This is a genomic window from Acinetobacter sp. WCHAc060042, from assembly GCF_003231195.1.
Taxonomy (GTDB): domain Bacteria; phylum Pseudomonadota; class Gammaproteobacteria; order Pseudomonadales; family Moraxellaceae; genus Acinetobacter.
In genome coordinates this window covers 23469-47167 of the sequence record NZ_QKVN01000023.1, presented here as the reverse complement: position 1 = coordinate 47167, position 23699 = coordinate 23469, and the positions used below count along the sequence as shown (strand labels likewise).

Below are 23699 nucleotides of genomic sequence, written 5' to 3'. Positions count from 1 at the left end.
ATGACCTTAAAACAGTTTTCACGTATTCAAGCATCTGCTTTTAGTCAAAATGACTTTGATGGTATCCATCATTTTCCTGAGTGCGGCGCTATGGGTATATTTATTGGTACGGTGCGAAATCACCATCAAGGTAAAGCTGTCCAAGCATTGAAATATAGTGCTTATGCACCTGTCGCTGAAAAAATGATTCGTCAAATTGAACAAGAGATCCAATTCAAATATGGCGTGTCTTATGTTCGGGTGGTACATCGGATTGGTACTTTAGCTATTGGCGATACTGCCATTATTGCGATGGCTTACGCTGCGCACCGCCATGAAGCCTTTCAAGCCTGTGAGGAAGCTGTCGAACGAGTGAAACATGAAGTTCCTGTATGGAAAGAAGAGTTTTATCTGGATGGTAGCAGTCAATATGTCGAAGGTTGTTGTATTCGAAAAGACCATGAAGTGCCAAAACCTCATAGCCACGAGCACTGTGATCATGCGTATGTTCATGCTCAGCAAAGCGCATTATTCAATGCCAATATTTACCAATGGCACCTTTAAGATTTGCATGAGAAAATTTAGCACTTGATGAGTTTAAAAAGGAAAGCGGTGAGATAATTTGAAGAAAAATCTTCTGAAAACTTTATGAAAAATAATGCTTAGGTTAAGATAATCCATTCTTATATTTAAAGTCTTTTGAATCGCTATGCAACCATTTGTTCTATATAACTCAGAGCAACGCAAAAAAGTAGAATTCGTACCTCGTGTTGAGGGGCATATTGATATGTATGTCTGCGGTATGACGGTGTATGACTACTGTCATATTGGACATGCGCGCGTGATGGTTGCATTTGACTATATTATTCGCTTCTTGCGTAGCCAAGGTTGGAGCGTGAAATATGTGCGTAATATTACCGACATTGACGACAAAATTATTAAACGTGCCAATGAAAATGGCGAGTCGATTACTCAACTAACAGATCGCTTTATTCAAGCCATGAATGAAGATGCTGAAAACTTAGGTTGTCTACATCCAGACGAAGCCCCACGTGCAACGGATTATATTGACCAAATGCAGAGCATGATTGGCAATTTGGTTAAAAAAGGCACTGCGTATCCATCTACCAATGGTGATGTGTATTTCCAAGTAGAAAAATTTGCCAAATATGGTCGTCTTTCAGGTCGCACACTGGAAGACATGCAAGCGGGTGCTTCTGAACGGGTCGATGTTGAAGTTGAGAAAAAACATCCCTTTGACTTTGTGCTTTGGAAACATGCCAAAGAAAATGAACCTGCATGGGCTTCGCCGTGGGGTAAAGGTCGTCCAGGTTGGCATATTGAATGTTCTGCCATGTCGACTTGCTGCCTAGGGAACCATTTTGACATTCATGGTGGTGGTTCGGATCTCATGTTCCCACACCATGAAAATGAAATTGCACAGTCTGAGGCTTCAACTGGTGAGCAGTATGTCAACTACTGGATGCATGTCGGTTTCATTAACGTTGATGGCGAGAAAATGTCGAAGTCATTGGGCAATTTCTTTACCATTCGTGATGTGATGGATAAGTTTCACCCTGAAGTGATTCGTTACTTTATTGTGTCATCGCACTATCGTAGTCCTGTGAACTTCTCTGATGTTGCTTTAAAAGAAGCAAAAACGGCACTGTCACGTTTCTACCATTCATTTAAGGCATATCAACAAGCCTATGGTGATACGCACGTCGATACGTTGGATGAAACATTGCTTGAGCGTTTCAACAGTGCCATGCGGGATGACTTTAATACCGCCGAAGCCATTGCGGTGTTGTTTGAAGTTAACAAAGAATTGAACCGTGCAGTGAAAGAGCAACACGCTGAGCAAGCGGCAATTTACTATGCAACCTTGCGTCATTTAACCAATATTTTAGGTTTGGTTCAGCACAATGTTGAAGAATTTCTGAAGTCTGACATTGGGCAAGAGGCTTTGACTTTGTCTGAAGAACAAATTGAAGATTTGATTCAACAACGTCAAGACGCGAAAAAAGCCAAAGAGTTTGCCAAAGCGGATGGAATTCGTCAGTCCTTGTTAGATCAGGGTGTTGTTTTGGAAGACACTCGTCAAGGGACAATTTGGCGCCGTGCTGATTAATTCAGCAATTGCATTATAGAGTGTTGACAGTTTGATGAAACTCTCTATAATGCACATCCATATTGCGGGAATAGCTCAGTTGGTAGAGCACAACCTTGCCAAGGTTGGGGTCGCGAGTTCGAGTCTCGTTTCCCGCTCCAAAATTTAAAAAACCTCAAGCTTAGCTTGAGGTTTTTTTATGTCTGTAATTTGAGTGTGTTGAAAATAATTCATTTAAATGTGAAATTATCTCGGCGTTTCAGCCCATCATTTTGACAAAAATATGCTTAAATCATTCATCTTCATTTGTGAATAAAATTGTGTTCCTTCAACCCAATAGCACTGTCGTACCGACCGAAGATCGAGACTATCCTGAATGGCATTTGGGACGTGAGCACTATGCACTTTGGTATATTGAAGTGAATGATCCTGTTTTGGTCAGCTATTTAACCCAGCTTCGTGAGCAGTTTTCAGATTTACTTTATCAACCGAATCAACGGCAGTTTCATATCACCTTATTTGTTGCTGGTTTTTGGGTAGAACAGGCAACACAGTCGGACGACTTTAGTCGAGCGCAAATGAATCAGCAGCTTGAACGCCTTAAAAATTTAAAGCTAGAATCTTTTCAGTTACAGATAGGTGGATTAAATAGTTTTGAAAGTGCCTTATTTTTAAAAGTGGATGATACCGCAGGCGTGTTAGAAAAAATTAGAAAAACATTGTTGCATACATCGCAGGAAGTCGCGGCATTAAGTTATTGTCCGCATATTACATTAGGTCTATACCGTGAAGCGGTGAGTAGTGATCATGTATTGACACGTATGGCTGAAATTGCAGACATCAACTATAGCTTAAACATCTCGAAGCTCACGTTTGGTTTTTATCAGGCAGATGTTTTACAAGGGCCATTGTTTTCACATACACAAATTAAGTTGGGAAATGCACAATGCAACTGATTTTAGGTGGTGCACGTTCGGGGAAAAGCCGCTTGGCAGAGCAGGTTGCACAACAGTTAGCGCAGCCAGTGGTCTATGTCGCCACAGCACAAGCCTTAGATGGGGAAATGCAAGCGCGTATTCAACACCATCAGCAGCAACGACCCGAAGATTGGGGGCTGTGTGAAGAACCCATTTATCTTGCAGAGCAGTTGCTCAAATTAGACCGCCCAAACCAAACCATTTTGGTCGATTGCCTGACCTTATGGATGAGTAATTTACTGATGCAGACTGACCTAAACTTACAAGTTCAAGAATGCCAGAAGCTGTTAGATGTTGTTGCAAATTTAGAGTCCGAGCTGATTTTAGTGAGTAATGAAACAGGTTTAGGTGTGGTTCCAATGGGGCAAATTAGCCGTCGCTTTGTCGATGAAACAGGGCGATTGCATCAGCAGTTAGGTCAAATCGCAACAAAAGTGGTGTTCTGCGTGGCAGGATTTCCCATGATTTTAAAAGGAGAACAAGTGTGAGTTGGTGGTTAGAAGCATGTCAAAGTCCGAGTGAGTCAGTATTGGCTCAAGCCCTAGTACGCCAGTCACAGTTGACCAAACCGACGGGCTCGTTGTCGGAGCTTGAATCGGTTGCAGTAACCTTAGCCAGTTTGCAAAACACTGTAAAACCTAAGATTGACCGCCCATGGATTACGATTTTTGCAGGTGATCATGGGGTGATGGAAGAAAATATTTCTGCCTATCCACAAGCGGTGACACGTCAAATGTTGCAGAACTTCGCAACAGGTGGGGCGTGTATTAGTGTGATTGCCAAAGAGTATCAAGCTAAATTACAAGTCATCGACTGTGGTTCAGTCGGTGAAGCTTATGAATATGTCGGAGTTGAACGCCACTGCATCCGCGCGGGTACGGCTAACTTTGCTCAAACTCTGGCTATGACTGAGGTTGAGTGTGAAGATGCTTTTGCTTTGGGTCAAAAAAGTGTGGAAGATGCCATCGCTTATGGGGCGGATATCTATGTTGCGGGTGAAATGGGAATTGGAAATACCTGTTCAGCCTCAGCTGTCGCTTGTTTTTTATTGGCTGAACCTGCTGAAAAGTTAACAGGTGTTGGAACGGGTATCCGTACTGAACAATTGATACATAAAAAACAGGTGATCGACCAAGCACTTGCACTGCATGCCCAATATGTCGGGAACGATCCATTTAAAGCCCTATGTGCCGTGGGTGGACTTGAAATCGCAGCCATGACAGGTGCGTATATTCGCTGTGCGCAATTGGGTCTGCCGATGGTGGTGGATGGGTTTATCAGTACTGTTTCGGCGTTACTCGCAGTACGTTTAAATCCACAGGTTCGCGCTTGGATGCTTTTTGGACATCAGTCGGCTGAATATGGTCATGTGCGTTTGTTGCAAGAACTTAAAGCGGTGCCTCTATTGAAGCTGAACCTACGGTTGGGAGAAGGCAGTGGTGCAGGGGCTGCACTTGGATTGATCAAACTCGCCTGTCGTTTACATAATGAGATGGCAACATTTGCTGAAGCAGCAGTGATTGGTGAGAAAGTTTAAAGATGTTGTATTTAGATTTTCTGCGCCATGGCGAAACCAGCTTAAGTCATACCTTACGGGGTAAAACGGATGATGCTTTGACGGCGAAAGGTTGGATGCAAATGCAATCTACCCTCACGCAGGCTGAGCAGGTTAGTCAGGCATGGGATGTCATTTATAGCTCACCGCTACAGCGCTGCCGTCTGTTTGCAGAGCAATGGGCCGAGCAAAAACAGCTTCCTTTGTTTATAGAACCGAATTTGCAAGAAATGGATTTTGGAGAATGGGAAGCTCAGCCGACTGAGCGACTTTATCAACTCTTTCCAGATGAGTTGGCCCAATTTTGGCAAACACCGTTAAGCTTTACCCCGCCTCAGGCAGAAAGCCTAGTGGTATTTAAAAGCCGCGTTCTAAAGTCTGTAGAGAGGTTGACCCAACAAATGCATGCGCAGGGCTGGACACGTGCATTGATTATTTCCCATGCAGGAGTCATTAAACTCTTAAAATGCCAAGCGCTAAAACAGCATGATAATGATCTTTTAAAAATGTCAGCAGAGTTAGGGCAGTTGAACTGCTTTGTTTTTACTCAAGGGCAGCTTCAGTTTATTCAAAGTGAGGACGTGTAATGACACCTTTTTGGATTGCATTACAGTTTTTAACGACGTTTCCAGTTCGCTTAAGCGCAATGCCAACGCCTCAGCAAAATGCGCAGGCATTGTTGTTTTATCCTGTAGTGGGTTTGCTCATAGGAAGCATTCTGTATGGAATTGCCCTGTTATTACATGCTTTGCCAGTTGTGCTGTTAAGCAGTGTAATTCTAGTGCACTGGATTTGGCTGACAGGTGGTTTGCATCTGGATGGTTTGGCCGATACCGCAGATGCTTGGGTTGGTGGTTTTGGAGATAAAGCGCGTACACTTGCGATTATGAAAGATCCGAGTTGTGGGCCAATAGGTGTCCTCAGTCTTGTCATTATGTGCCTATTAAAATGGTCGGTATTGTATGTGTTATTACAAAAACAGCTGTATACAGCGCTGATGCTTTTTCCTCTGTTAGGGCGTCTCGTACCTCTTTTTTTCTTTTTAAGCACTGACTATGTACGTGAAAAAGGACTTGGTAGCCAGTTGGGTCAACATTTAGCTCGACCAATCGCAATAGCACTTTTATTGCTTACGCCTTTAGTGGCCTTGTATTGGGCATGGATTGGAGTTGTTGTCCTTGCCTCATTTTATTTAGCATTGTGGTATTTACGGTGTAAATTTATACAGCGCATCGGGGGAGTGACAGGCGATACCATTGGGGCAAGTATTGAAATAATTGAATTAGCCACATTATTGAGTTTTGTGTTTGCTGTATTTTATTTAGCCTAACTATTATAAACCAAAAAAAATCGTCGTTTGATGTAAAGCGATAGCAGATCTTGATCGAATGGTAAAAGTATCAGTATAAAAGTGGACAATATAGATCATTAAAATAGGGATTCATCTGTTCGAATGGATCATTTGTAGATATGTTGTGAAAATCCAAAGATTTCCACGCTAGTTGACAACCTAGATATGATAAAATCTTGGAAATTATTTTTTATGTGATGGTAGTGTTTAATATCATCATGCAATTCAGGTAAAACAGCATTGAATTCTGAAAATATGTCAAATCCTATTGATTTCCAAAAAGTGGCTTTAGAAACTCTTGAGATAGAGCGACAAGCATTATCAGTTCTTGCACAGCAAATAGATGATCGTTTCACTCGTGCATGTGAAATTATTTTAAAGTGTAAAGGGCGTTTAGTCATAACTGGAATGGGAAAGTCGGGACATATTGGACGAAAAATGGCAGCTACGTTTGCTTCTACAGGCACGCCATCATTTTTCATGCATCCTGGTGAGGCTGGTCACGGTGATTTAGGGATGTTGGTTGCAGGCGATGTATTGATTGCGATTTCAAACTCGGGCAAGAGTGATGAAATTATGATGCTGATGCCTTTGATTAAATATTTAGGTGTGCCTTTAATTACCATCAGTGGTGATGAACGTGGACCAATGCCACAAAATGCTGATGTGGCGCTGACCTTAGGTGATATCCAAGAAGCGTGCCCATTGGGTTTGGCACCAACATCAAGTACCACAGCAACCTTAGCTTTGGGAGATGCATTGGCTGTTGCACTACTCGAAGCTCGTGGTTTTACGTCAGATGACTTTGCTCGTTCCCATCCCGCTGGTGCACTCGGTAAACGTCTGTTGTTGCATGTGAAACATTTAATGCATACAGGGGATGAGCTACCAAAAGTGTCTCCAGATACAGCAATGAACAAAGTTCTTTACGAAATCTCAAACAAACGCCTAGGTTTAACCACAATTGTGGATGAAAATGATCGACTGTTGGGTATTTTTACCGATGGTGACTTACGTCGTTTGATTGATAAGCAACAAGGTTTTGATGTGAACTTGGCTGTGTCAAATGTGATGACTCAAAATCCACTGACAATTTCTGCCGAAGCACGTGCTGTCGAAGCCTTAGAGCGAATGAACGAAAAGAAAATTAACCAATTTGTCGTCGTTGATGATGCCAATAAAGTGATTGGTGTGTTGAGTATGCATGACCTGATTCAAGCTGGGGTGAACTAAGAAATGGCTTCTTATATTTTGTTAGAACAAGCACGTCATGTAGAAGCTCTAGTTTTGGATGTCGATGGTATTTTGAGTGATGGTTTTGTAACTTTAACCAACTCTGGGGACGAAATTAAATCCTTCGATATCCGTGATGGTTTAGGTATGAAACTGGTTCAGCAGGCTGGCGTGAAAGTGATTATTATCACGGGTCGTAAGAGTCAGATCGTAGAAAAACGCATGTCTGATTTGGGTGTTGACCTTGTTTATCAAGGGCGTGAAGACAAAGGTGTGGCGCTACGCGAAGCTTGTGCAAAGTTCGGCATTGTGCCAGAGGACTGTTTGTATATGGGAGATGACTGGCCAGACCTATCTGCATTTGCGATTGCTGGTATGAAAGTTACAGTACCGAATGGTCATTTAGAAGTTCGTCGTCGTGCGGATTTAGTCACTCAAGCGATGGGTGGTCGTGGTGCTGTACGTGAAATTTGCGATATGATTTTACAAGCCAAAGGCGTATACGAAACTTTACTTGAAAAGTATACCGCAGTCCCGCATTAATCAGTATGCATGCATGAGAGTTTAGTTAACATTTATGGATACTAAAGTTTTATATATCACTGCCGTAGCGATTGCTGCTATCAGTAGTGGTTATTACTATTATAGTGGAAAGGGGCATAAGCTCGAAGTCGATTCTGCGCAGAGCATGACCTATTCTGCTGAGAAGATCCAGCTGACACAAACGGATGAGCGGGGAAATCTATACGTCCGAGCAAAGATAGATCGTCTTGAGCAAGATATGCAAAAGAAGACATCGAAGTTAGAAAACTTAAATGCTGAAATGTATAAAGCAGGAAAAGTCGATGCCATATTCTATGCAAAGCAGGCGAATGGCTCTAATGACAACGAAAAAGTCGTATTAACGAATCAGGTTGTTGCTCAAAAAATGTTAGATCATGGCCGTATGCAGTTTGAGACGGTCGAACTGACTGCTTTTCCAAAAACACGTGAACTTGAATCTCAACAGCAAGTGGTGGTCACAACACCACAAGCAGAATTTGTCAGTCAGGGTTTAAAAGCAAATTTAAATACGGGTCAATATGACTTTTTCCATATTCGAGGGAAGTATGAACCATAATCCAAAATTTTCTATTTCGAAAACTTTCCTCAAGCAAACGCTTGCACTGAGCTTAGGTGTAGCAGTTTCAACTTTTGCTTTAGCATTACCAAGTGATCGAACTAAAGCCATTTCATTGTTGGCGGATCGTGCAACCTTTAATGAAAAAACAGGAGTCACGACGTATACGGGTAATGTCATTATTGAACAAGGGACTATGAAACTTCAGGCTGACTCGATTGTTGCGAATTTGAACCAAAACCGTCAAATCAGTACCATTACTGCAAATGGCAAGCCTGCACGTTTTCAGCAGCAAGTCAGTACCAATAAAGGCATTGCCAAAGGTCAGGCGCAAAAGATTATTTATAATGCAGAAACAGGCATTATTACCTTATCAGGTAGTGCACTTTTGGAGCAGGATGGTGCCAGTATTCGGGGTAATACGCTGCGTTATAGTATGAACAAAGGGGATATTGAAGCGATTGGTACACCGAGTAGTGGTGGTTCATCGGGCGGTCGAGTTCAAATTGTGATTCCACCTTCAGCCTCTCAATCCTTCCCTGGAGCGCGTGACTAATGGAGCAAACTCTCAATCAGCCACAGACCTTATGCATCAAGCATCTTGCGAAGAACTACAGTAAGCGTTGGGTGGTAAAAGATGTATCTTTTAGCATGCAAAGTGGGCAAATTGTTGGCTTACTTGGACCAAATGGTGCGGGTAAAACTACTAGCTTCTATATGGTGGTTGGACTGGTACGCATGGATAAAGGTGAAATTCATCTTGATAACTTGGATATGTCTGATTTGGCCATGCATGAACGTGCGCGTAAAGGTATTGGTTACTTGCCGCAAGAGGCATCTATTTTCAGAAAACTCACCATTTCTGAAAATATTATGGCGATTCTGGAAACACGAAAAGATTTGAATAAAGAGCAGCGTAAACAACGTTTGCATGAATTATTAGCTGATTTCAAAATCAGTCATATTAAAGATTCATTGGGTATGAGTGTCTCTGGTGGTGAGCGTCGTCGTGCGGAAATTGCACGTGCATTGGCCGCTGATCCAAAATTTATGCTATTGGATGAACCGTTTGCTGGGGTTGACCCAATTTCAGTCGGTGATATTAAAGATATTATTACTACATTGAAACAGCGCGGGATCGGCGTATTGATTACAGACCATAACGTTCGTGAGACTTTAGCGATTTGTGAGCGTGCTTATATTGTCAGTGAGGGTGCGGTAATTGCTGAAGGTTCTCCTGATGAGATCTTAGCCAATGAAACCGTGCGCCAAGTCTATCTGGGTGATGACTTTACTGTATAAGTATTTGCTGCGCCAATTGGTCTGATTGGCGCAGATTTTGAGCTGAAATTTTAGAGTTATGGATATCCCATTTTGACTCAGTCACATAGCTCGTTCTTTTATTCTATGTTTGATCGTAGAGTATTTGAAGCATCTTTTTCCCTTTTATACTGCTATGCATTGTCTATTTGATTATCGTGTTGGTTTGAAGTAATGAGCCATTTTCATACGATAGCTGATTGAAAATACGTTATAATTTTTTGTGAAATTTTTAAAAATTACGTTATGCCATTTACCATCTCTAGTTTAGTAAGCTATGAAGAAGACATCAAAAAAAGTCGTTTTCAAGCTTTTGCTGTGCCTGTTGAAAATGAACAGGCTGTTAAAGACTTTTTAGAGCAATATAAAGATATCAGCACCACACATCAGTGTTGGGCATGGAAAATTGGTCATAATGTTCGTTTTAATGATGACGGTGAACCCTCAGGTACTGCAGGCCGTCCTATTTTAGCCACCATCGAAGGTAATGAACTAACCAATGTTTTGGTTTTGGTCAATCGTTGGTATGGTGGTGTCAAGTTAGGCACAGGTGGACTGGTACGTGCTTATGGTGGAACAGCAGGACAGTGTTTACTGTTGGCCGAAAAAATCGAGCTCATTGAAAAGAAAAAAGTACATTTTGCCTGTCAATTTAATGAATGGGCAATTTTCCAGTATGAGCTGAATAGCGGGCAGATTGAGTTTAATGAGCAATATACTGCGGAGGGCGTGCTTGTAGAGGCATTATTACAAGTGCATCAGATTGAAGCGCTCGCAGTTAAAATACAAGACCTAACCCGTGGGCGTGAAGCATTAAAAATTGTGGATGACCATCATGACTGATCCCTTACTCAAATATCGTGAACAGCATAAGCACCGCTTAAATTATATGCCATGGTTGTATTGGTCACTCAAGCCTAAAAATCGGATGTGGGCTGAGGCATGGCAGCAAGAGTACCAAGCTTACTTAATGGAAATGGAAACCGTTGAAATTGGTCAAAACTGTTTTATTTCTCCATTGGCACACATTTTTGCAGAGCCAGGCCGTAAAATTATTATTGGGGACAACACGTTTATTGCTGCTGATTGTACTTTGCACGGGCCTTTAGAGATTGGCAACGAGGTCGCAATCAACCATCATTGTATTTTGGATGGTGGCCGTGTGGGGATTAAGTTAGATGATCAAGTACGTATTGCAGCTTATTGTCACTTATATGCCTTTGATCATGGCATGGCACTCAGTGATCCGATCTATCAACAACCTGTACGTTCAAGAGGGATAGAAATTGGACGAGATGTTTGGTTGGGGGCACATGCGGGCGTGAAAGATGGAGTGAAAATTGGTGCACATGCCGTGGTAGGCATGAATAGTATGGTGACCAAAGATATTGCGGAGCGATCCATTGTGTCAGGCAATCCTGCTCAGCTTATTCGTTTACGTGATTAAGACATCAAAGAATCTTGAACATTTATCAATACTTAATTACATAAAAATCTGCCATCAAAAAAAAAGATATGCTAAGTTTAGAACAACAATGAGACCTTATGCCAAATGCGGTGTAATGAGAGGCGATAATGAAACGAGTCATTGCATGTATTGATTCTTCCCCTTGTATCAATGCCTTAGCAGAAGCGTCTGCTTGGATTGCAAAACAAACAGGGCGTGAATTGGTCCTTTTACAAGTTTTGGATTATTACCCTGCAAGTTATCACTTAGGTGAAATTAGTGGGGTGATTGGATTTGAAAGCAATGCAATGTTGCTCAAAGAGCTAGCTGAGTTGGAGCAGAAACAAAGTGAACTTGCACTCAGTTACAGTAACAATCTACTTGATCATATTTCTAAACTCATTCTTGAAACACACGGCTTGCATACGACACATATTCAAGAAAAAGGAGACTTCCTCGAGCAAAGTTTTAATTTATTACATGAAGATGACATTGTCGTGATTGGTCGAGTCGGAGAAAAATCGGCTGAACGTAATAAACCACTGGGTAGTAATGTTGAAAACTTTATTCGCGGAGCAAAATGCACGGTCATGACCGTGGGTGATACATTCAAACCGCCTACACGTTTTATCTTTGCTTATGAATATTCTCCGACCTGTGTGAAGATGATGAAGCGAATTGCTCAAAGCGATTTACTGCGTCTTTTACAATGCCATTTAGTCTATGTTGGCGACCACCCTGAAATCCTAGCAGAGCCAGAACGTTATTTAAAAGAGGCGAATCTGGATGTGATTACTGAATATCGCTATGGTGACGTGGCTGAAAATATTTTGGAATATCAGAATGAGCATGGTATACAACTGATTGTTCTAGGGGCATTTAGCCACAGTAAAATTCATCAGTTCTTTTTGGGTAGCATTGCTACGACTATTTTTAGGAATGCCAAAGTGCCTTTATTGGTGGCACGCTAATATAGAGTGACTTCTCTAAATTGTGCCCCTTTTATCCATAGTTATCCGCATTAATTGTGGATAACTATATGGACAGTAAATGTAAGTTTATAATTTATATAAGCTTAAATTAATTGGGTATTTTTTAATCTAAGTTTTAGCTTATTTTACAATGGCTAAGGCAAAGCCATCATGTCCTTTGCTACCGACAGTTTGAATGGCAGTGCACGACAAAATTTTCGGATGATTTTGCATCGCTTTAAACATATCACGGATCCCTTCAATACTTGGCTTATGATTTTCAGGATTGATAATATCGCCTGCACGAATCACGTTATCAAGGAAAATCAAAGTACCTGAATGAGATAGCTTGAGGCTTAATTCCAAATACTCTGGGTAACTTTGCTTATCTGCATCAATAAAAATAAAGTCAAAAGGTTCAATGTCTGCGGGCAGCGATTTAAGGATATCTGCTGCACGTCCACATTCGAGTTCAACAGTTTGTTTAAGCTGAGCTTTGTCGATATTTTCTTGACCCATTGCGGCATGCGTATCACGCCCTTCAATTGTTAAAATATAGCCATCTTCAGGCAAAGCGCGCGCTAACCACATGGTGCTATAGGCAGCAAAAGTACCAAGCTCCAACACACGCTTACATTGATTCATTTGAATCAGCATTTGTAAAAGCATGCCTTGGTTGGGTGCAACAGCTAAGTGATCTGGAAAACCATGTTTCTCTGTATTTTCTAAAGTTTGAGTCAGAATGGGGTCTTCAGGAATTAAATGTGCGTCGATATAGTTATCAATCTCTGTCCACATTTGTTGCATAGCATGTTCACCTTGGTTGCGATGTGGAGCATTTTAAACTTTTATTTTCAGAGTGCAATTTATCCGACCATATTTGTTTAAATCAATGCTTAAAAAAAGAGGTCTAATCGACCTCTTTTCCTTATAAAATAGTTAGTAATTACACATTGATGAATTTCGACTAAGGTCAGGGCCCCATGTGCGATATCCTTGGGTATCAATGTGAATTTGACCAGATGCATATAAGCCTAAGCCCATGTTTAAGCTTTGTCCGTGTTGGGCCCAAAATTGGCATAGACGGAATTTAGTATTTTCAATATATGCATAATCTTGCGGCTGTGGGTTTTCAGGTCCGATTCGAAAATCTATAGCAGAATTGAATAAGTGGCGGGATGAGTTGGCACCCCCTGCACATTGGTTTAAAGGCAGATCTCGATAAACTGAAGTAACTTCAAAATCGGTCAGTACTTTGGCTGCAACCAAATATTTAAACACTTTTAGAGTCGCAATTTGGTTTTTCCAAAGCTCACGGTTTGGAATCATATATTGTGAGCGACCACATTTTTGCCAGTCACGAGCGGTTCTGAGCAGTTCAAAGCTTGGAATGATATTCCCAACGCCATTACGTTCAAGGAAAACTTCATACTCACGTACGCGTGCTAGTGTGTCACCTACAGACATCCAAGCATTATAGGTATAAGGAATAATTTTAGGTGGTGCAGGGCGGTCAAAACTAATTTGCTCTTGTGGGATAAAAATACGTTTTCCATCGGGAGTCGTAATGGTTTTGCCTTTGTGAGATGAAGTCGTACAGCCAATCATCACCAAGGGGATTATGCTAACCGCAAATAATCCCTTTAAAAATTTCTTCATTATAGAAATCAAATATTTAAAAAATACGGCTATTATTTTAATCTATATTGATGGGGAAAATTTGGAAATATTGCAATCAAATGTGTGTTTTAGGTATAAAAAAAGATCAGCTTATGCTGATCTTTTTAGAGTTACTTTTCTAAGTATTGTAACTTATCTGTTTTACCGTTCCATTCTTCACGGTCAGCAGGTTGATCACCAATCTGGGTAATGTTTGGCCAAGTTTGTGATAATTCAGCATTCAGTTCGATAAAGACTTCTTGACCTTCTGGCAGTTCATCTTCAGAGAAAATTGCATTTGCAGGACATTCAGGTTCACACAGTGCACAATCAATACACTCATCTGGATTGATCACTAGAAAGTTTGGACCTTCATAGAAACAGTCTACTGGACAAACTTCTACGCAGTCTTGATATTTACATTTAATACAATTTTCAGTGACAACAAAGGTCATGGCGAAGGCTACCTAAAAATATGGTTCTAATAACTAATGTGTATTTTAGGCAAAAACGGCACCAACTAACAATTGCTTTTATTGATATTTGTTATTTATATGCGTGAAATAAGACTATGTTTATGATTTTTATTATAATGTGCATTGATTTTTAAGGGGTTTTTATAGGAAAAATCGAGCTTTAAGAAATTATAGAAAACAATAACTTAAATAATAGTTTTGCAGGTGCAACTTATGTCACATCTGCAAATGGTAAAGGGATTCCAATATCAACATCATTCCATGAAATTTCATGTCCAGATGCATAAACTTCAGTCATTCTCGCCGTGGTATGACCAGCTAATTGCTGAGCTGATTTACCTGCTTTCTTATGCATAAAAATGGAGAGAGCACGCACTTCGTGAAAAGATGGTACTTGCCGCCCAATATAATTTGGGTATGCATTAGAGCGTTTTACAGCGTCCAAAAACTGTCTTGATAGATACTGATCATCAATTTGTGTCCAGTGCTCTTTCTCAACTTTTAAAGGTCTACCATGTTTTTTCTTTGGTGCACGGTGGATGATGAATGGACTTAAAATATTGTCCTTGCATCGATCCAAGACTTTTTGAAGTTCTGCATCAACTTTAATACGAACATAACCAGCACCTTCCAAAAACTCGAAATCATCCTCAGGATCATCTGTTGTTTTTTCCTGTGCCACATGAAGATAGCCGTCATAAATATCAGTCCACTTCATCTTAATAATGTCGATCCGTCGCTGCGTTGTCAGCATGGCAAGATCGATCGCATTTTGTAGCCATTTAGGTGCCGCAGCGCGAACTGCTGTTAAACCCTCAAGTGTGTGACGCTTACGTTGTTTGGTACGATAGCGCTTGATTGTTTGTCTAGCAGGGTTGTCATTTACAAGGCCCTTGCTAATAGCGACATCGAATATTTCCCCGAGAAAGCTACGACACCCGATACTGGTAGAAGCAGGTAAATCATCGAGTAGGGCATTCGTCATAAAAAGTGTGATTGAAGAAAGTGGTAGTTCATCCCAATCAGTACATCTTTTTAAGTAATTTGTATAAATACGTTTCGAGTTTGCAGCAAGCACGCGACCATCTTTGCGGCGTTTGTTTGCCAAAAACTCTTGAGAAAACTCGCCAAAAGTAACCTCACCCATAACACGAGCAACAAGATCCAGTGACGGTGTAAGTAATTCATTTAGTTTTCTAGCAGCAATCATTGCTTTAGCTTTATCATCGCCCATGCCATGGTACTTACCAGTGACCGGGTGACGATATCTCCAAGAACTGCCTTCACCTCTATATAGGTTTACAGGCAGATCCTTGTTTCTTTTAGAGCGTGGTCTAGACATAGACAACTCCAATATTTGTTTCAACTGTTAAGTACCCGATCGACAAGATTATTACCAGTTTGCTTTTGGTAAATATCCCATTTGATGTACCACAGTTTACCTTTTTGCTCAGCAGGTAGTTCGCCAATACGGCATTGGCGTGTGATTGTCTGAGGGGTAGGAGGGGTTGAGTCTTTTTCACCATATACCCGTTTAATAAATTCTGAAACTTTGATTAGGCATGTCATAGGTGAATCTCCTCTGAAAGTTCAAACTTCATGAAAGTGATCCAGTGAGTATTCGCACGCTTTCCACTGATGTGTCCGAAGACAGGCTTTTGATCAGTCAAAGCTAAAATTTCACTGACTTTAATTTGTGTTTCATTCCACTTAAAAATCAGAACACCACCGTTGGCCAACACGCGGAAACATTCCTCAAATCCTTTTTGAATATCTGCCCGCCAGTTTTCTTTCAATTTTCCATACTTCAAAGCAAGCCAGCTTTCTTTTCCTGCTTTGATCAAATGTGGCGGATCAAATACAACTAAATTGAATTGACCATCTTTGAATGGCATTGCACGAAAATCCATTTCAATATCAGGCGACACCTCAAGAGAGCGCCCATCACATAAAATGTGCTTTTCTGTACGAATATCTCCGAATACGACATTTGGATTTGTACGATCAAAATGCATCATGCGAGAGCCGCAGCAGGGATCGAGTATTTTTGCTGTCATGCTGCACCTCGATATTTACTTTCATGTTTAAAGTTGGCTTCAACTAATGCTCGAGATAACTGAGGGCAAACTGAATTACCAACCATCCTTGTTTGCTCAGTCTTAGTCAGACGAATTTCGCCACCATGTTCATCCAATCCCTTTTCAAAAATATAAGAATCAGGAAAGCCTTGAGCTTTGAATAGCTCCACTGGTTGAAGCATACGAAAACCAATATCTACAATTTGATATTGCTGTTGGCCTACAGTTACCAATCCGAACCGGTCACGTGTTGGAATAGTGCGTAAAGGCTCCCCAATTGAATTACCGTCTTTCTCATTGCCATAGAAGGCAGTTAGAAAAGCGCGTACTTCTGCAAACTGATTAACAGTGGTCATAGTGTGGATCGGTTCACTCAACTCCTGACCAATACAGTTGTTCTTCATCTTAGATAGGTGGCTAACAACAAGTGAATTGTGATCCTTTGCTGTAATTGTATGAACAGGTTCTTTTGCTGAACTACCTACAACACCAGTGTAGTTTTTGGCTAAAAATGCAGAAACCAAGCCATGATGACCACCTGTAGCAATTGTGTGCAAAGGATTTGTCACATTGTTCCCATGGTGGCCTGATGTATTTACAACAAGGCTTGGAGCTATGAGGGCATGATGTCCACCTTTAGTCTGCGCACATATTGTTCGCAGCGGTTCATTAATCGACATTGACCGTTTATTCGATGCATTTGCACATTCAGTTAAAACTGGTGCCATGCCATTTATTATGAATGGCTCAGGATTATCAAAAACAAACTTTTTAAGACCACCCGCAATGCGCTCAAGTGTTGCAGTTGCAAGCGGACGTGTGCGTGTGAAAATGCTTGGACATTCAATTGACCAATCAATGCATTCCGCTGCGGTACGCCATGGTTTCAATTTACCTTTCTTCACCTGGATAGATTCAGGATGACCATGTGTAGGCACAGGCCATTGAATAGGCAAGCCATCACGACGAGCAATCAAAAAGAAGCGCTTACGAATAGTCGGTGAACCGAAATCACATGCTCGTAATTCACGATAATCGACTTCATAACCCTGGTTCTTTAAAGCATTAACAAAACTATTAAAAGTCCTTCCTTTTCGCACAGGGCAAGGCATTCCCTTTGAGTTGAGATGTCCCCAAGTTTTAAATTCTTCAACATTCTCAAGCATGATTACTCGAGGGCGAACCTTGGCAGCCCAGCGAAGTGCAACCCAAGCCAAACCGCGAATTTTCTTCTCAACTGGCTTTCCACCTTTAGCTTTAGAGAAATGCTTGCAGTCAGGCGAAAGCCAAACGAGTCCTACAGGTTGATTACCAGTAACTTCAATTGGATCTATATCCCAAACGCTTTCGCAATAGTGCTTGGTCTCAGGGTGATTCACTCGATGCATTGCTAGCGCTTTTGGGTCATGGTTGATGGCAACATCCACAGGACGATTAAAAGCTTGTTCAAGGCCAGTGCTAGTCCCGCCACCGCCAGCAAAGTTATCAATAATCAGCTCGTGGGGGAGTAGGTCATACATCACTTTGCTCCTGTGCTTCGATCATTGCTTCAATAGCGCAGACGTGATTTTCAATTTCGTAATAATCATCTACCTCCTTACTATTGTTAAACATGCGAATGCTTTGGGCGTGAAGCGCTAGAGACTCTGCGTTTACCAAAACAAACCCTTCAGGAACTGCTTGGGCTGTAGCTGCTTGCCAGCCGATCCAACGATCATTTGTCTGAGCGTTATAAAAAAGGAATCCGTTTTGAGTTGACTCACCATCAACACACCAGCCACTATTTACAGCAAAATCCGTAAACTCTTTTAGGATTTCCATCAGTCTTTATCCTCCTGAAAATCATCAATATCAAAACGCCATTTATCAATTAGTCCGTTTTCATTAATGTTCATGATGATGTAATCGCCATAGCCGCGTTCAGCAGGGCATAACGTTTTAGGCACGTAACCATCGTCTTGTGATTGAATTACAGCGCCGTTTTCATCTAACAATTCCCAACCGCAGCAATCGGACACTTTGTAGTGAACTTTTGCAGTTTTACCGATTTCCCAATTTTCAATAATGCCAGTAGCTATATTGATGATTGGGCACCACAATTCACCTTGTTTGCATGGGATGTTGTCGCCATTTTCGGTGTCATCAATTCCATTTACTTCAGTGTCTTCCCAATATTGAATTTTCGCTTTAACTTTAACTTTTTGAATTTTCATCACACTCTCCTGAGCAAACATCTGCGCAAAATCCTGATTTATGGTTGAAATTGCGCAAATAATTACTCGAAATATTCATTTAACCGCGTTTCACATATATGCGAATTTCCATTACGCCACCTCAATCTTCTTATTCAGCGCTTCAATAAATTGCTTTCCGATAAGTAACCAGTGATTTAGAAAATCCCACCAAAGTAACTGACATGCTTTATTCATTTTTCCGTTCTGCCAAAGCACGATTTGTCTGCGCTCTTTCGGCATTTTGGGATTGATACAAGTGATAGAGCCATCAGCATTAGTCTTTGCAACAAAACCAACCACAGATAAAAACATCGTGAACTGATCCATATGTCTTTTCGGGACTTTTTTCATGCAATCACCTATTTACTTGTGTTTTCAGCAAAATCAATAACGTCCTGAGGTACAGAGCGCTTAGATTGATTTGAAACAGAAAGTTGAACTTTTACAGTGCGCAAAATTTCACGACCAAGACCTGCAACAGAGTCACCAACGGCAGGTTGCATCTGACCATTTTTAACAGCAGTTAATGAGTCCCAAAGTGCATTTTTAAGTTGTTCAGCAGTTAATTGATTGCTCATAATTTCTTTTCCGTGTTTGGCGTTTATTCAAAGTGCCTTTCAGTGATGCGCGTTCTGTAAAATCAAGCCTTTCAGTTACTTCGGTTTCCAATTCATTAAGAAGTAATGCTGATTCATAGAATTCGCCATACTGTTTCTTGGCTCGGTATATCTGGTCATATTTCTGCTTGTAGGCCCTATATTTAGGTGTCCTGCAATACTCAACATGCCTATGCATTCTTTGTTTACGTTTAGCCTTTGCTGTCACTGGATCGTAGGTTCGTTGAAAGTACTCAGCCTTTTTTATCTTGAGTGACTCAAGATTTTTTAAGCGGTACTGGCGGTCATACTCGGCCTTTTCAATTTTCTTCTGCTCATCGGTTTTTAGTGTTCGTTTATGAATGCCGCTACATGTACGAGAGCAAAATAAATATCCTACTTTTTTCAATGTCCGATTTGCTTCGCCATTTTCACGCTGGAATTGGTTTCCACATTCAGAACAGAGGAAGTTACCCAGTGCCATTAGTGCACCTATTTACTTGAACCAAACTGCATTTGATGCTTAACAGCCATAGCTTTCTGATGTTCAACATCGTCGGCACAGCCTTTTAAAATTACTAAACCAATACTGAAAATGCTGATCATCAGTAGGGTGCTTGCAGCGAAGGTCTTCACCAGCTCAATAACTGGCTTATGTTGTGGCTTGGTTTCTTCCAAGGTCGGTTCTTGGTAGAGGATTGCAGAAGTTTGGCTTTTGGTTGCACCAAACTCAGGTAATTTGCTATGCGATGCGCGTTGATTCATAATTAGCCCCGTAAGCTTGCAAGTGTTTACATTGGGCCCTGATCGCCGTGCAAAGTAATCAGGGCTTTTTTATACCTAAAATTAAGCTGTGAATGTACCGATACGTACAGGATTGTCAGGCAGCAATTCAATTACTTTGGCTTTAAAATCCTGAATGATTTCATCTAGCAACAATTCTTCTTTTACGATCTGAATTGAGAAGACCGGTTTATCATCATTTGTGTTGATGACTAGACGCAGAACAATAAGACGCTCATCTAAACCAAAGTAAGCAGAGTCACGGATCTTGAAATACGCAGGTGTAAATTCTTCTTTAGAACGCGCTTCAACTTAGTCAAAGCGAGAGCGACTTTCAGACATATTGCCTACTGAATGATCGGCGCTAACCGTCGCATCAATTTTCATATTGCGGACAGCTGCCAATGCTTGTGCGCCACCAATCACATTACCTACAGCATCAGTAATTTCTAATACACTTACCCAGTCTTCCAAGAAGACAGCAAAATCACGTTGAGAAAGCTTACGGTCCTTAAGTGCATTCAGCTTTGACCAAACAACAGTTGGTTCTAGTTGTAAAAGGGCTTTATGGTCGCAATGGCCTTGGGCGTAAACATCATCTGAATAATTCAAAATGCATGTGGCTGTAACATTTTTATGATCTACAAAGACAGGTGCATTGCTTAACTGACCATCAAGAACAAATGATTTGAAGTCTGCCATTGTTGGGGTTTTTAACACCCCACGTGCACGCTCACGACCACCTTGGAAAATTTCTAAATCTTGAATTTTGTAATCTTCATGTACCGCAACTAAGTCTCCACGGGCTACACCTTTAACTGGGTTTCCTAGTATCGCGATTGCATTTGCTTCTGTATTTTCCATTTGGAACATTCCTATTGCGGGTTAAAAAAATTAAAGGTTTTGAGTTGTTGGTTAAGCTTTTTCGAATTCGTTAAACAATTGCTTTGTGTGATTGGCAAAAATAGTGACGCTGCCATCATTGTTTAAATACATTGGTGTTTCAGAGGTTGTGTCTTCTGAGCGTTTGCCTTTGGCAGTAGGTTCTACATAGGCAAGGGTGTGCGAGATATTCACCTGGTTAGATTCACCAATACGTGAAATGTCGATAGTCACTTGGACTTTGCCTTTTTTGCCATTTGCTACAACGCCTTGAGCTACTTCTGAAATAGCGATTCCAAGTTGCTGCGAGAAATTACCGCCTGATAGGTCGGCAACGAATTGAGGTGCATCTGTTTGTTTTGTCATTTTGGTTTACTCACATTGGGTTGGTGTGTGAGTAAAGATTAACTAAGGTTAATAATTTAGTCAATAATAAAATTAACCAAAGTTAAAATTAATTAAACCAGATTACTTAACTGTGGTTTAATAGACAAAACAAAACCCACCGCAGGGGTGGGTTGGATGGAGTTTGAATAAGTGGATATTGATTTGCTTTATATTTCGTTATTACTAAATATTTTCTTAATCTCATTAATTTTAAAGCAAAACATAGGTAAATCACCTTTTATAAAAAAACGTAAATTATCCAAAGCAAAAGTAAGATTAAATAATCACATTGCAGAAAGAAAAAAACTAATCATGGAAATTCGTAAGAAATCCAAACCAATAACTAACCAAAAAATCATATATGGATTCCCTTGGTGGCCTTGGTTTAAGTAGCTACCATTTCCAAGGTCTGGCTAAAACTATAGAGACAGCCACAGTAATAATTGTGGGTACTATCCAAACTTGATGCCTAATAAAATAATCAACAATTGAGTGTGCAACCCTTGAAGTCCAATGCCTATCCAAGCCAAAACCAAATGAATTTGCCCCATCATAAGTTACCCAATCACCATTCCACCATTTTTTTATTTTCTTAATCACAAATTAAGTCTCTATATTTTTCTATATAAACCAACAACCTTCCCGACCAATCGGCAGTCTTCACTAAGCTTTATAATCTGCTCTGGCCAATTGGGGTTTAATGGCTGTAAATACTTATTATCACCTTCAATAATTAACTTTTTAAAGGTTGCTTCTGTTTCCCCATAGCAAGCAATGATAACTAGATCACCAGTTTGTAAATCAAAAGTTTGCACCTCAGGATTCACATAAATTCGGTCATCTGGAAGAAAGAAAGGTGACATTGACATTCCAGTTACTTTTAAGCCGTAACCACTCTTGCCACAATCTTTATTTGGTGGAAGCCATTCATCAATTTCAGTGTCTCTTAAAACAGTCTCGATTGATGAAAGTGAGCCTGCCGCTACCCATGAGATAACAGGAATCGGGCGACCTTCTAAGGGGATTTTTTCAGATAGATCGATGTTGTTATCTAATTTTGATGGCGAGCCTTTGCCTGTTAAAAGCCAATCATCAGTCACACCTAAAAAATCAGCAATTAATTTTAACTTAGCAGCTTTTGGCTCACTTTCTCCATGAACCCACTTTCCTGCCGCAACAGGTGACACAGATGCAGCACGCGCTAAAGCTGCAGGTGTTACACCTTTTTCTTCCATTTTTTGTTTTAAGCGTTCGTGGAAAGACATATAAAAACCCATCAAAAGTATTAACCAATGTTAATACATACAGTTGTAACTGTGGTTTGCATGTGGTAACTTTGGTTAATTAACCGTAGTTAAGAGAAAATCATGAGACCGTCTGACCTAATGCGGTACTTCAAATGCAAAACCAAGCGCGAACTGTCGTTAAAAACTGGTTATTCAGAAGTCACTTTATGGAAGTGGGAAAAAAAAGGTATCCCGCCGCGCACTCAAGCAGTTTTTGAATTAACCACAAAAGGAAAATTGAAGGCTGATTTAGAAACCTTAACTCCATAAACATATTTTCATGTTTTCCAACAAATAGGTAAACGTGAATAAATTCAAGGATTCACATATGGACATTAGTAAAGAAACAAAAACCGCACTACACAAAATGGTTCATCACTCTACAGGTGTAAGCCCTAAAGATGTCGCAGATGTATTGGGTGTATCGCATAAAACGGTTTTGAATTACGCAAATCCAAACATGGAAACGCATTTACCAAGCTTAAAAGCTTTTGAGGCAATGCTGACCTACACGGAAAATCCAGCGGTTTTGAAAGTTTGGGCGCACAAAATTGGTTTGATGTTGGTTCCTGTAGAAAACACTGATGGTAAAGAGCATCACTTAAGCGTATTGGAGTCTTTGCTCGGTATGAATGTTGGAAATGGTGCAGCAAACAAACAAGTTTTGAATGCATTAGAAGACGGAGTGGTGACTCCCGCTGAGATGGATGAGACGGATCACATCCTAGAAGAAATGGAACTCAAGATTCAATCGCTGCGTAAAGCTATGAAAGGTGAGTGCGCTAAGTATTTATCAGCTTTGCAAATAGAAAAAGCCTGATCTTGAGGATCAGGCTTTCATATTCATTACCCTAGAGGTGGAATTAATGAACAATTTAAATTTAACACAACACCCATGCGCTAACAAGTGCAGCAATTTTAAAGAAGAGCAGTGCAACCATTGCTTAGTACAGATCAACTGCTATCAAGATGAAGATCAATCTATGGGTACGCGAACAATCATTGAGTCTGATTTCGCGAAAGGCGACACGGTTGTATTTATTGATGCATTTATGCCTGACCACCTTATGGAGGTTCATCAGGTGCAAGGCGATGGAATTTTGTTGGATGGTAATCGCAAATTCGCGCTTTCGCATTTACTGCGCCACGCCACGACTGTAGAGCTAAACGCTAAACGCCGTCTTTCTCTGACTGAGCAAAGTTTGGGTGAAGTGTCGTGATGAAAAAAGGAAAAGCCCGAGAGTTGAGATCGGGC

Annotated in this window: 35 protein-coding genes and 1 tRNA gene; 20 read left to right on the top strand and 16 right to left on the bottom strand. The window is 40.8% G+C overall.

What is annotated here, in order from left to right; genetic code table 11:
• The 16 genes from DPG01_RS11380 (at position 1) to DPG01_RS11305 (ending at position 12063) form a co-directional block, all read left to right on the top strand.
• The gene (locus tag DPG01_RS11380; RefSeq protein ID WP_110975178.1) at positions 1–543 is read left to right on the top strand and encodes a molybdenum cofactor biosynthesis protein MoaE; all 543 of its coding nucleotides are present in this window, start codon (positions 1–3) and stop codon (positions 541–543) included.
• Positions 544–688: 145 nt separating this feature from the next.
• Positions 689–2110 carry a cysteine--tRNA ligase gene (gene cysS / locus DPG01_RS11375; protein ID WP_110975177.1) on the top strand — a complete coding sequence of 474 codons (1422 nt, stop codon included), beginning with the start codon at positions 689–691 and terminating at the stop codon, positions 2108–2110.
• A gap of 64 nt (positions 2111–2174) precedes the next feature.
• Positions 2175–2250 (top strand) — tRNA-Gly (locus tag DPG01_RS11370).
• Between the two features lie 147 nt (positions 2251–2397).
• Positions 2398–3045, top strand: a complete 648-nt coding sequence (locus DPG01_RS11365) for a 2'-5' RNA ligase family protein (RefSeq protein ID WP_110975176.1) — start codon at positions 2398–2400, stop codon at positions 3043–3045.
• Positions 3036–3554, top strand: a complete 519-nt coding sequence (gene cobU / locus DPG01_RS11360; RefSeq protein WP_110975175.1) for a bifunctional adenosylcobinamide kinase/adenosylcobinamide-phosphate guanylyltransferase — start codon at positions 3036–3038, stop codon at positions 3552–3554. The genes DPG01_RS11365 and cobU overlap by 10 nt, the downstream gene beginning before the upstream one ends.
• Entirely contained in the window at positions 3551–4603 is a 1053-nt protein-coding gene (cobT, locus tag DPG01_RS11355) for a nicotinate-nucleotide--dimethylbenzimidazole phosphoribosyltransferase (protein ID WP_110975174.1), read from the top strand. Before cobU ends, cobT begins: the two co-directional genes overlap by 4 nt.
• Positions 4604–4605: 2 nt before the next feature.
• Positions 4606–5208, top strand: coding sequence for a histidine phosphatase family protein (locus DPG01_RS11350; protein ID WP_110975173.1), 603 nt, complete (start codon positions 4606–4608; stop codon positions 5206–5208).
• Positions 5208–5951 (top strand): adenosylcobinamide-GDP ribazoletransferase, encoded by a 744-nt coding sequence (locus DPG01_RS11345; protein ID WP_110975172.1) that lies wholly within the window; start codon positions 5208–5210, stop codon positions 5949–5951. Before DPG01_RS11350 ends, DPG01_RS11345 begins: the two co-directional genes overlap by 1 nt.
• A gap of 276 nt (positions 5952–6227) precedes the next feature.
• The gene (locus tag DPG01_RS11340) at positions 6228–7205 is read left to right on the top strand and encodes a KpsF/GutQ family sugar-phosphate isomerase (protein WP_086208362.1); all 978 of its coding nucleotides are present in this window, start codon (positions 6228–6230) and stop codon (positions 7203–7205) included.
• A 3-nt stretch (positions 7206–7208) separates the two neighbouring features.
• Entirely contained in the window at positions 7209–7748 is a 540-nt protein-coding gene (locus DPG01_RS11335; protein WP_110975171.1) for a KdsC family phosphatase, read from the top strand.
• Between the two features lie 34 nt (positions 7749–7782).
• Entirely contained in the window at positions 7783–8325 is a 543-nt protein-coding gene (gene lptC, locus DPG01_RS11330; RefSeq protein ID WP_086208360.1) for an LPS export ABC transporter periplasmic protein LptC, read from the top strand.
• Positions 8315–8881 (top strand): lipopolysaccharide transport periplasmic protein LptA, encoded by a 567-nt coding sequence (gene lptA, locus DPG01_RS11325; RefSeq protein ID WP_086208359.1) that lies wholly within the window; start codon positions 8315–8317, stop codon positions 8879–8881. Before lptC ends, lptA begins: the two co-directional genes overlap by 11 nt.
• On the top strand, positions 8881–9627 hold the full coding sequence (gene lptB, locus DPG01_RS11320; protein ID WP_110975170.1) for an LPS export ABC transporter ATP-binding protein: 747 nt from the start codon (positions 8881–8883) through the stop codon (positions 9625–9627). Before lptA ends, lptB begins: the two co-directional genes overlap by 1 nt.
• A 264-nt stretch (positions 9628–9891) precedes the next feature.
• A complete protein-coding gene (locus DPG01_RS11315; protein WP_086208357.1) occupies positions 9892–10488 on the top strand; it encodes an IMPACT family protein in 597 nt (198 codons plus the stop codon).
• On the top strand, positions 10481–11092 hold the full coding sequence (locus DPG01_RS11310; protein ID WP_110975169.1) for an acyltransferase: 612 nt from the start codon (positions 10481–10483) through the stop codon (positions 11090–11092). Before DPG01_RS11315 ends, DPG01_RS11310 begins: the two co-directional genes overlap by 8 nt.
• A 128-nt stretch (positions 11093–11220) precedes the next feature.
• A complete protein-coding gene (locus DPG01_RS11305; protein WP_110975168.1) occupies positions 11221–12063 on the top strand; it encodes a universal stress protein in 843 nt (280 codons plus the stop codon).
• A gap of 141 nt (positions 12064–12204) precedes the next feature.
• Here the strand turns inward: DPG01_RS11305 and DPG01_RS11300 are convergent, their stop codons facing one another.
• From DPG01_RS11300 to DPG01_RS11230, 15 genes are all read right to left on the bottom strand, one after another.
• Complete coding sequence (locus DPG01_RS11300; RefSeq protein WP_086208354.1) at positions 12205–12870, bottom strand: O-methyltransferase; 666 nt, start codon at positions 12868–12870, stop codon at positions 12205–12207.
• 132 nt (positions 12871–13002) lie between these two features.
• Positions 13003–13722 carry a D-Ala-D-Ala carboxypeptidase family metallohydrolase gene (locus DPG01_RS11295; RefSeq protein ID WP_086208353.1) on the bottom strand — a complete coding sequence of 240 codons (720 nt, stop codon included), beginning with the start codon at positions 13720–13722 and terminating at the stop codon, positions 13003–13005.
• Positions 13723–13853: 131 nt separating this feature from the next.
• Positions 13854–14177: a ferredoxin FdxA gene (gene fdxA / locus DPG01_RS11290; RefSeq protein ID WP_010327061.1), complete on the bottom strand. Its 324-nt coding sequence runs from the start codon at positions 14175–14177 to the stop codon at positions 13854–13856.
• Between the two features lie 232 nt (positions 14178–14409).
• The gene (locus DPG01_RS11285; RefSeq protein WP_110975167.1) at positions 14410–15540 is read right to left on the bottom strand and encodes a phage integrase Arm DNA-binding domain-containing protein; all 1131 of its coding nucleotides are present in this window, start codon (positions 15538–15540) and stop codon (positions 14410–14412) included.
• A gap of 20 nt (positions 15541–15560) precedes the next feature.
• Positions 15561–15767 carry a hypothetical protein gene (locus DPG01_RS11280; RefSeq protein WP_110975166.1) on the bottom strand — a complete coding sequence of 69 codons (207 nt, stop codon included), beginning with the start codon at positions 15765–15767 and terminating at the stop codon, positions 15561–15563.
• Positions 15764–16255 (bottom strand): class I SAM-dependent methyltransferase, encoded by a 492-nt coding sequence (locus DPG01_RS11275; RefSeq protein ID WP_110975165.1) that lies wholly within the window; start codon positions 16253–16255, stop codon positions 15764–15766. Before DPG01_RS11275 ends, DPG01_RS11280 begins: the two co-directional genes overlap by 4 nt.
• A complete protein-coding gene (locus DPG01_RS11270) occupies positions 16252–17796 on the bottom strand; it encodes a DNA cytosine methyltransferase (RefSeq protein ID WP_110975164.1) in 1545 nt (514 codons plus the stop codon). Before DPG01_RS11270 ends, DPG01_RS11275 begins: the two co-directional genes overlap by 4 nt.
• Positions 17789–18097: a hypothetical protein gene (locus DPG01_RS11265; protein ID WP_110975163.1), complete on the bottom strand. Its 309-nt coding sequence runs from the start codon at positions 18095–18097 to the stop codon at positions 17789–17791. The genes DPG01_RS11270 and DPG01_RS11265 overlap by 8 nt, the downstream gene beginning before the upstream one ends.
• Positions 18097–18489, bottom strand: coding sequence for a hypothetical protein (locus DPG01_RS11260; RefSeq protein WP_228156996.1), 393 nt, complete (start codon positions 18487–18489; stop codon positions 18097–18099). Before DPG01_RS11260 ends, DPG01_RS11265 begins: the two co-directional genes overlap by 1 nt.
• A 111-nt stretch (positions 18490–18600) precedes the next feature.
• A complete protein-coding gene (locus DPG01_RS11255) occupies positions 18601–18861 on the bottom strand; it encodes a hypothetical protein (protein WP_110975162.1) in 261 nt (86 codons plus the stop codon).
• 8 nt (positions 18862–18869) lie between these two features.
• Positions 18870–19088: a hypothetical protein gene (locus DPG01_RS11250; protein ID WP_110975161.1), complete on the bottom strand. Its 219-nt coding sequence runs from the start codon at positions 19086–19088 to the stop codon at positions 18870–18872.
• Positions 19066–19590, bottom strand: a complete 525-nt coding sequence (locus DPG01_RS11245; RefSeq protein ID WP_110975160.1) for a hypothetical protein — start codon at positions 19588–19590, stop codon at positions 19066–19068. The genes DPG01_RS11250 and DPG01_RS11245 overlap by 23 nt, the downstream gene beginning before the upstream one ends.
• A gap of 8 nt (positions 19591–19598) precedes the next feature.
• Positions 19599–19871, bottom strand: coding sequence for a hypothetical protein (locus tag DPG01_RS11240; RefSeq protein WP_110975159.1), 273 nt, complete (start codon positions 19869–19871; stop codon positions 19599–19601).
• A 330-nt stretch (positions 19872–20201) separates the two neighbouring features.
• The gene (locus DPG01_RS11235; RefSeq protein WP_416346132.1) at positions 20202–20753 is read right to left on the bottom strand and encodes a DUF2303 family protein; all 552 of its coding nucleotides are present in this window, start codon (positions 20751–20753) and stop codon (positions 20202–20204) included.
• A 51-nt stretch (positions 20754–20804) separates the two neighbouring features.
• Positions 20805–21137, bottom strand: a complete 333-nt coding sequence (locus tag DPG01_RS11230) for a hypothetical protein (RefSeq protein ID WP_110975158.1) — start codon at positions 21135–21137, stop codon at positions 20805–20807.
• Positions 21138–21308: 171 nt separating this feature from the next.
• Here DPG01_RS11230 and DPG01_RS11225 point away from each other — a divergent pair, with 171 nt between their 5' ends.
• Positions 21309–21551 carry a hypothetical protein gene (locus DPG01_RS11225; RefSeq protein WP_110975157.1) on the top strand — a complete coding sequence of 81 codons (243 nt, stop codon included), beginning with the start codon at positions 21309–21311 and terminating at the stop codon, positions 21549–21551.
• Positions 21552–21769: 218 nt separating this feature from the next.
• Here DPG01_RS11225 and DPG01_RS11215 read toward each other — a convergent pair whose 3' ends face one another.
• Positions 21770–22423 (bottom strand): LexA family protein, encoded by a 654-nt coding sequence (locus tag DPG01_RS11215; protein ID WP_228156994.1) that lies wholly within the window; start codon positions 22421–22423, stop codon positions 21770–21772.
• 102 nt (positions 22424–22525) lie between these two features.
• On the opposite strand from DPG01_RS11215, the gene DPG01_RS11210 reads away from it, so the two are divergent.
• The 3 genes from DPG01_RS11210 (at position 22526) to DPG01_RS11200 (ending at position 23664) form a co-directional block, all read left to right on the top strand.
• Positions 22526–22714 (top strand): hypothetical protein, encoded by a 189-nt coding sequence (locus DPG01_RS11210; RefSeq protein WP_110975155.1) that lies wholly within the window; start codon positions 22526–22528, stop codon positions 22712–22714.
• A gap of 58 nt (positions 22715–22772) precedes the next feature.
• The gene (locus DPG01_RS11205) at positions 22773–23264 is read left to right on the top strand and encodes a phage regulatory CII family protein (RefSeq protein WP_110975154.1); all 492 of its coding nucleotides are present in this window, start codon (positions 22773–22775) and stop codon (positions 23262–23264) included.
• 163 nt (positions 23265–23427) lie between these two features.
• On the top strand, positions 23428–23664 hold the full coding sequence (locus DPG01_RS11200; RefSeq protein WP_228156993.1) for a hypothetical protein: 237 nt from the start codon (positions 23428–23430) through the stop codon (positions 23662–23664).
• The last annotated feature ends 35 nt before the right edge of the window (positions 23665–23699 follow it).

What these genes read in the sequence shown, in the direction of transcription:
- DPG01_RS11255 (WP_110975162.1), bottom strand. Translation starts at nt 18,861, where the DNA reads ATGAAAAAAGTCCCGAAAAGACATATGGATCAGTTCACGATGTTTTTA.
- DPG01_RS11260 (WP_228156996.1), bottom strand. Translation starts at nt 18,489, where the DNA reads ATGAAAATTCAAAAAGTTAAAGTTAAAGCGAAAATTCAATATTGGGAA.
- lptB (WP_110975170.1), top strand. Translation starts at nt 8,881, where the DNA reads ATGGAGCAAACTCTCAATCAGCCACAGACCTTATGCATCAAGCATCTT.
- lptA (WP_086208359.1), top strand. Translation starts at nt 8,315, where the DNA reads ATGAACCATAATCCAAAATTTTCTATTTCGAAAACTTTCCTCAAGCAA.
- DPG01_RS11315 (WP_086208357.1), top strand. Translation starts at nt 9,892, where the DNA reads ATGCCATTTACCATCTCTAGTTTAGTAAGCTATGAAGAAGACATCAAA.
- DPG01_RS11240 (WP_110975159.1), bottom strand. Translation starts at nt 19,871, where the DNA reads ATGAATCAACGCGCATCGCATAGCAAATTACCTGAGTTTGGTGCAACC.
- DPG01_RS11280 (WP_110975166.1), bottom strand. Translation starts at nt 15,767, where the DNA reads ATGACATGCCTAATCAAAGTTTCAGAATTTATTAAACGGGTATATGGT.
- DPG01_RS11250 (WP_110975161.1), bottom strand. Translation starts at nt 19,088, where the DNA reads ATGAGCAATCAATTAACTGCTGAACAACTTAAAAATGCACTTTGGGAC.
- DPG01_RS11345 (WP_110975172.1), top strand. Translation starts at nt 5,208, where the DNA reads ATGACACCTTTTTGGATTGCATTACAGTTTTTAACGACGTTTCCAGTT.
- DPG01_RS11380 (WP_110975178.1), top strand. Translation starts at nt 1, where the DNA reads ATGACCTTAAAACAGTTTTCACGTATTCAAGCATCTGCTTTTAGTCAA.
- DPG01_RS11200 (WP_228156993.1), top strand. Translation starts at nt 23,428, where the DNA reads ATGGGTACGCGAACAATCATTGAGTCTGATTTCGCGAAAGGCGACACG.
- cysS (WP_110975177.1), top strand. Translation starts at nt 689, where the DNA reads ATGCAACCATTTGTTCTATATAACTCAGAGCAACGCAAAAAAGTAGAA.
- DPG01_RS11230 (WP_110975158.1), bottom strand. Translation starts at nt 21,137, where the DNA reads ATGACAAAACAAACAGATGCACCTCAATTCGTTGCCGACCTATCAGGC.
- DPG01_RS11340 (WP_086208362.1), top strand. Translation starts at nt 6,228, where the DNA reads ATGTCAAATCCTATTGATTTCCAAAAAGTGGCTTTAGAAACTCTTGAG.
- DPG01_RS11300 (WP_086208354.1), bottom strand. Translation starts at nt 12,870, where the DNA reads ATGCAACAAATGTGGACAGAGATTGATAACTATATCGACGCACATTTA.
- DPG01_RS11310 (WP_110975169.1), top strand. Translation starts at nt 10,481, where the DNA reads ATGACTGATCCCTTACTCAAATATCGTGAACAGCATAAGCACCGCTTA.
- fdxA (WP_010327061.1), bottom strand. Translation starts at nt 14,177, where the DNA reads ATGACCTTTGTTGTCACTGAAAATTGTATTAAATGTAAATATCAAGAC.
- DPG01_RS11285 (WP_110975167.1), bottom strand. Translation starts at nt 15,540, where the DNA reads ATGTCTAGACCACGCTCTAAAAGAAACAAGGATCTGCCTGTAAACCTA.
- cobU (WP_110975175.1), top strand. Translation starts at nt 3,036, where the DNA reads ATGCAACTGATTTTAGGTGGTGCACGTTCGGGGAAAAGCCGCTTGGCA.
- DPG01_RS11265 (WP_110975163.1), bottom strand. Translation starts at nt 18,097, where the DNA reads ATGGAAATCCTAAAAGAGTTTACGGATTTTGCTGTAAATAGTGGCTGG.
- DPG01_RS11205 (WP_110975154.1), top strand. Translation starts at nt 22,773, where the DNA reads ATGGACATTAGTAAAGAAACAAAAACCGCACTACACAAAATGGTTCAT.
- DPG01_RS11210 (WP_110975155.1), top strand. Translation starts at nt 22,526, where the DNA reads ATGAGACCGTCTGACCTAATGCGGTACTTCAAATGCAAAACCAAGCGC.
- DPG01_RS11245 (WP_110975160.1), bottom strand. Translation starts at nt 19,590, where the DNA reads ATGGCACTGGGTAACTTCCTCTGTTCTGAATGTGGAAACCAATTCCAG.
- DPG01_RS11350 (WP_110975173.1), top strand. Translation starts at nt 4,606, where the DNA reads ATGTTGTATTTAGATTTTCTGCGCCATGGCGAAACCAGCTTAAGTCAT.
- DPG01_RS11215 (WP_228156994.1), bottom strand. Translation starts at nt 22,423, where the DNA reads ATGTCTTTCCACGAACGCTTAAAACAAAAAATGGAAGAAAAAGGTGTA.
- DPG01_RS11335 (WP_110975171.1), top strand. Translation starts at nt 7,209, where the DNA reads ATGGCTTCTTATATTTTGTTAGAACAAGCACGTCATGTAGAAGCTCTA.
- DPG01_RS11270 (WP_110975164.1), bottom strand. Translation starts at nt 17,796, where the DNA reads ATGTATGACCTACTCCCCCACGAGCTGATTATTGATAACTTTGCTGGC.
- DPG01_RS11235 (WP_416346132.1), bottom strand. Translation starts at nt 20,753, where the DNA reads ATGGAAAATACAGAAGCAAATGCAATCGCGATACTAGGAAACCCAGTT.
- lptC (WP_086208360.1), top strand. Translation starts at nt 7,783, where the DNA reads ATGGATACTAAAGTTTTATATATCACTGCCGTAGCGATTGCTGCTATC.
- DPG01_RS11275 (WP_110975165.1), bottom strand. Translation starts at nt 16,255, where the DNA reads ATGACAGCAAAAATACTCGATCCCTGCTGCGGCTCTCGCATGATGCAT.
- DPG01_RS11305 (WP_110975168.1), top strand. Translation starts at nt 11,221, where the DNA reads ATGAAACGAGTCATTGCATGTATTGATTCTTCCCCTTGTATCAATGCC.
- DPG01_RS11295 (WP_086208353.1), bottom strand. Translation starts at nt 13,722, where the DNA reads ATGAAGAAATTTTTAAAGGGATTATTTGCGGTTAGCATAATCCCCTTG.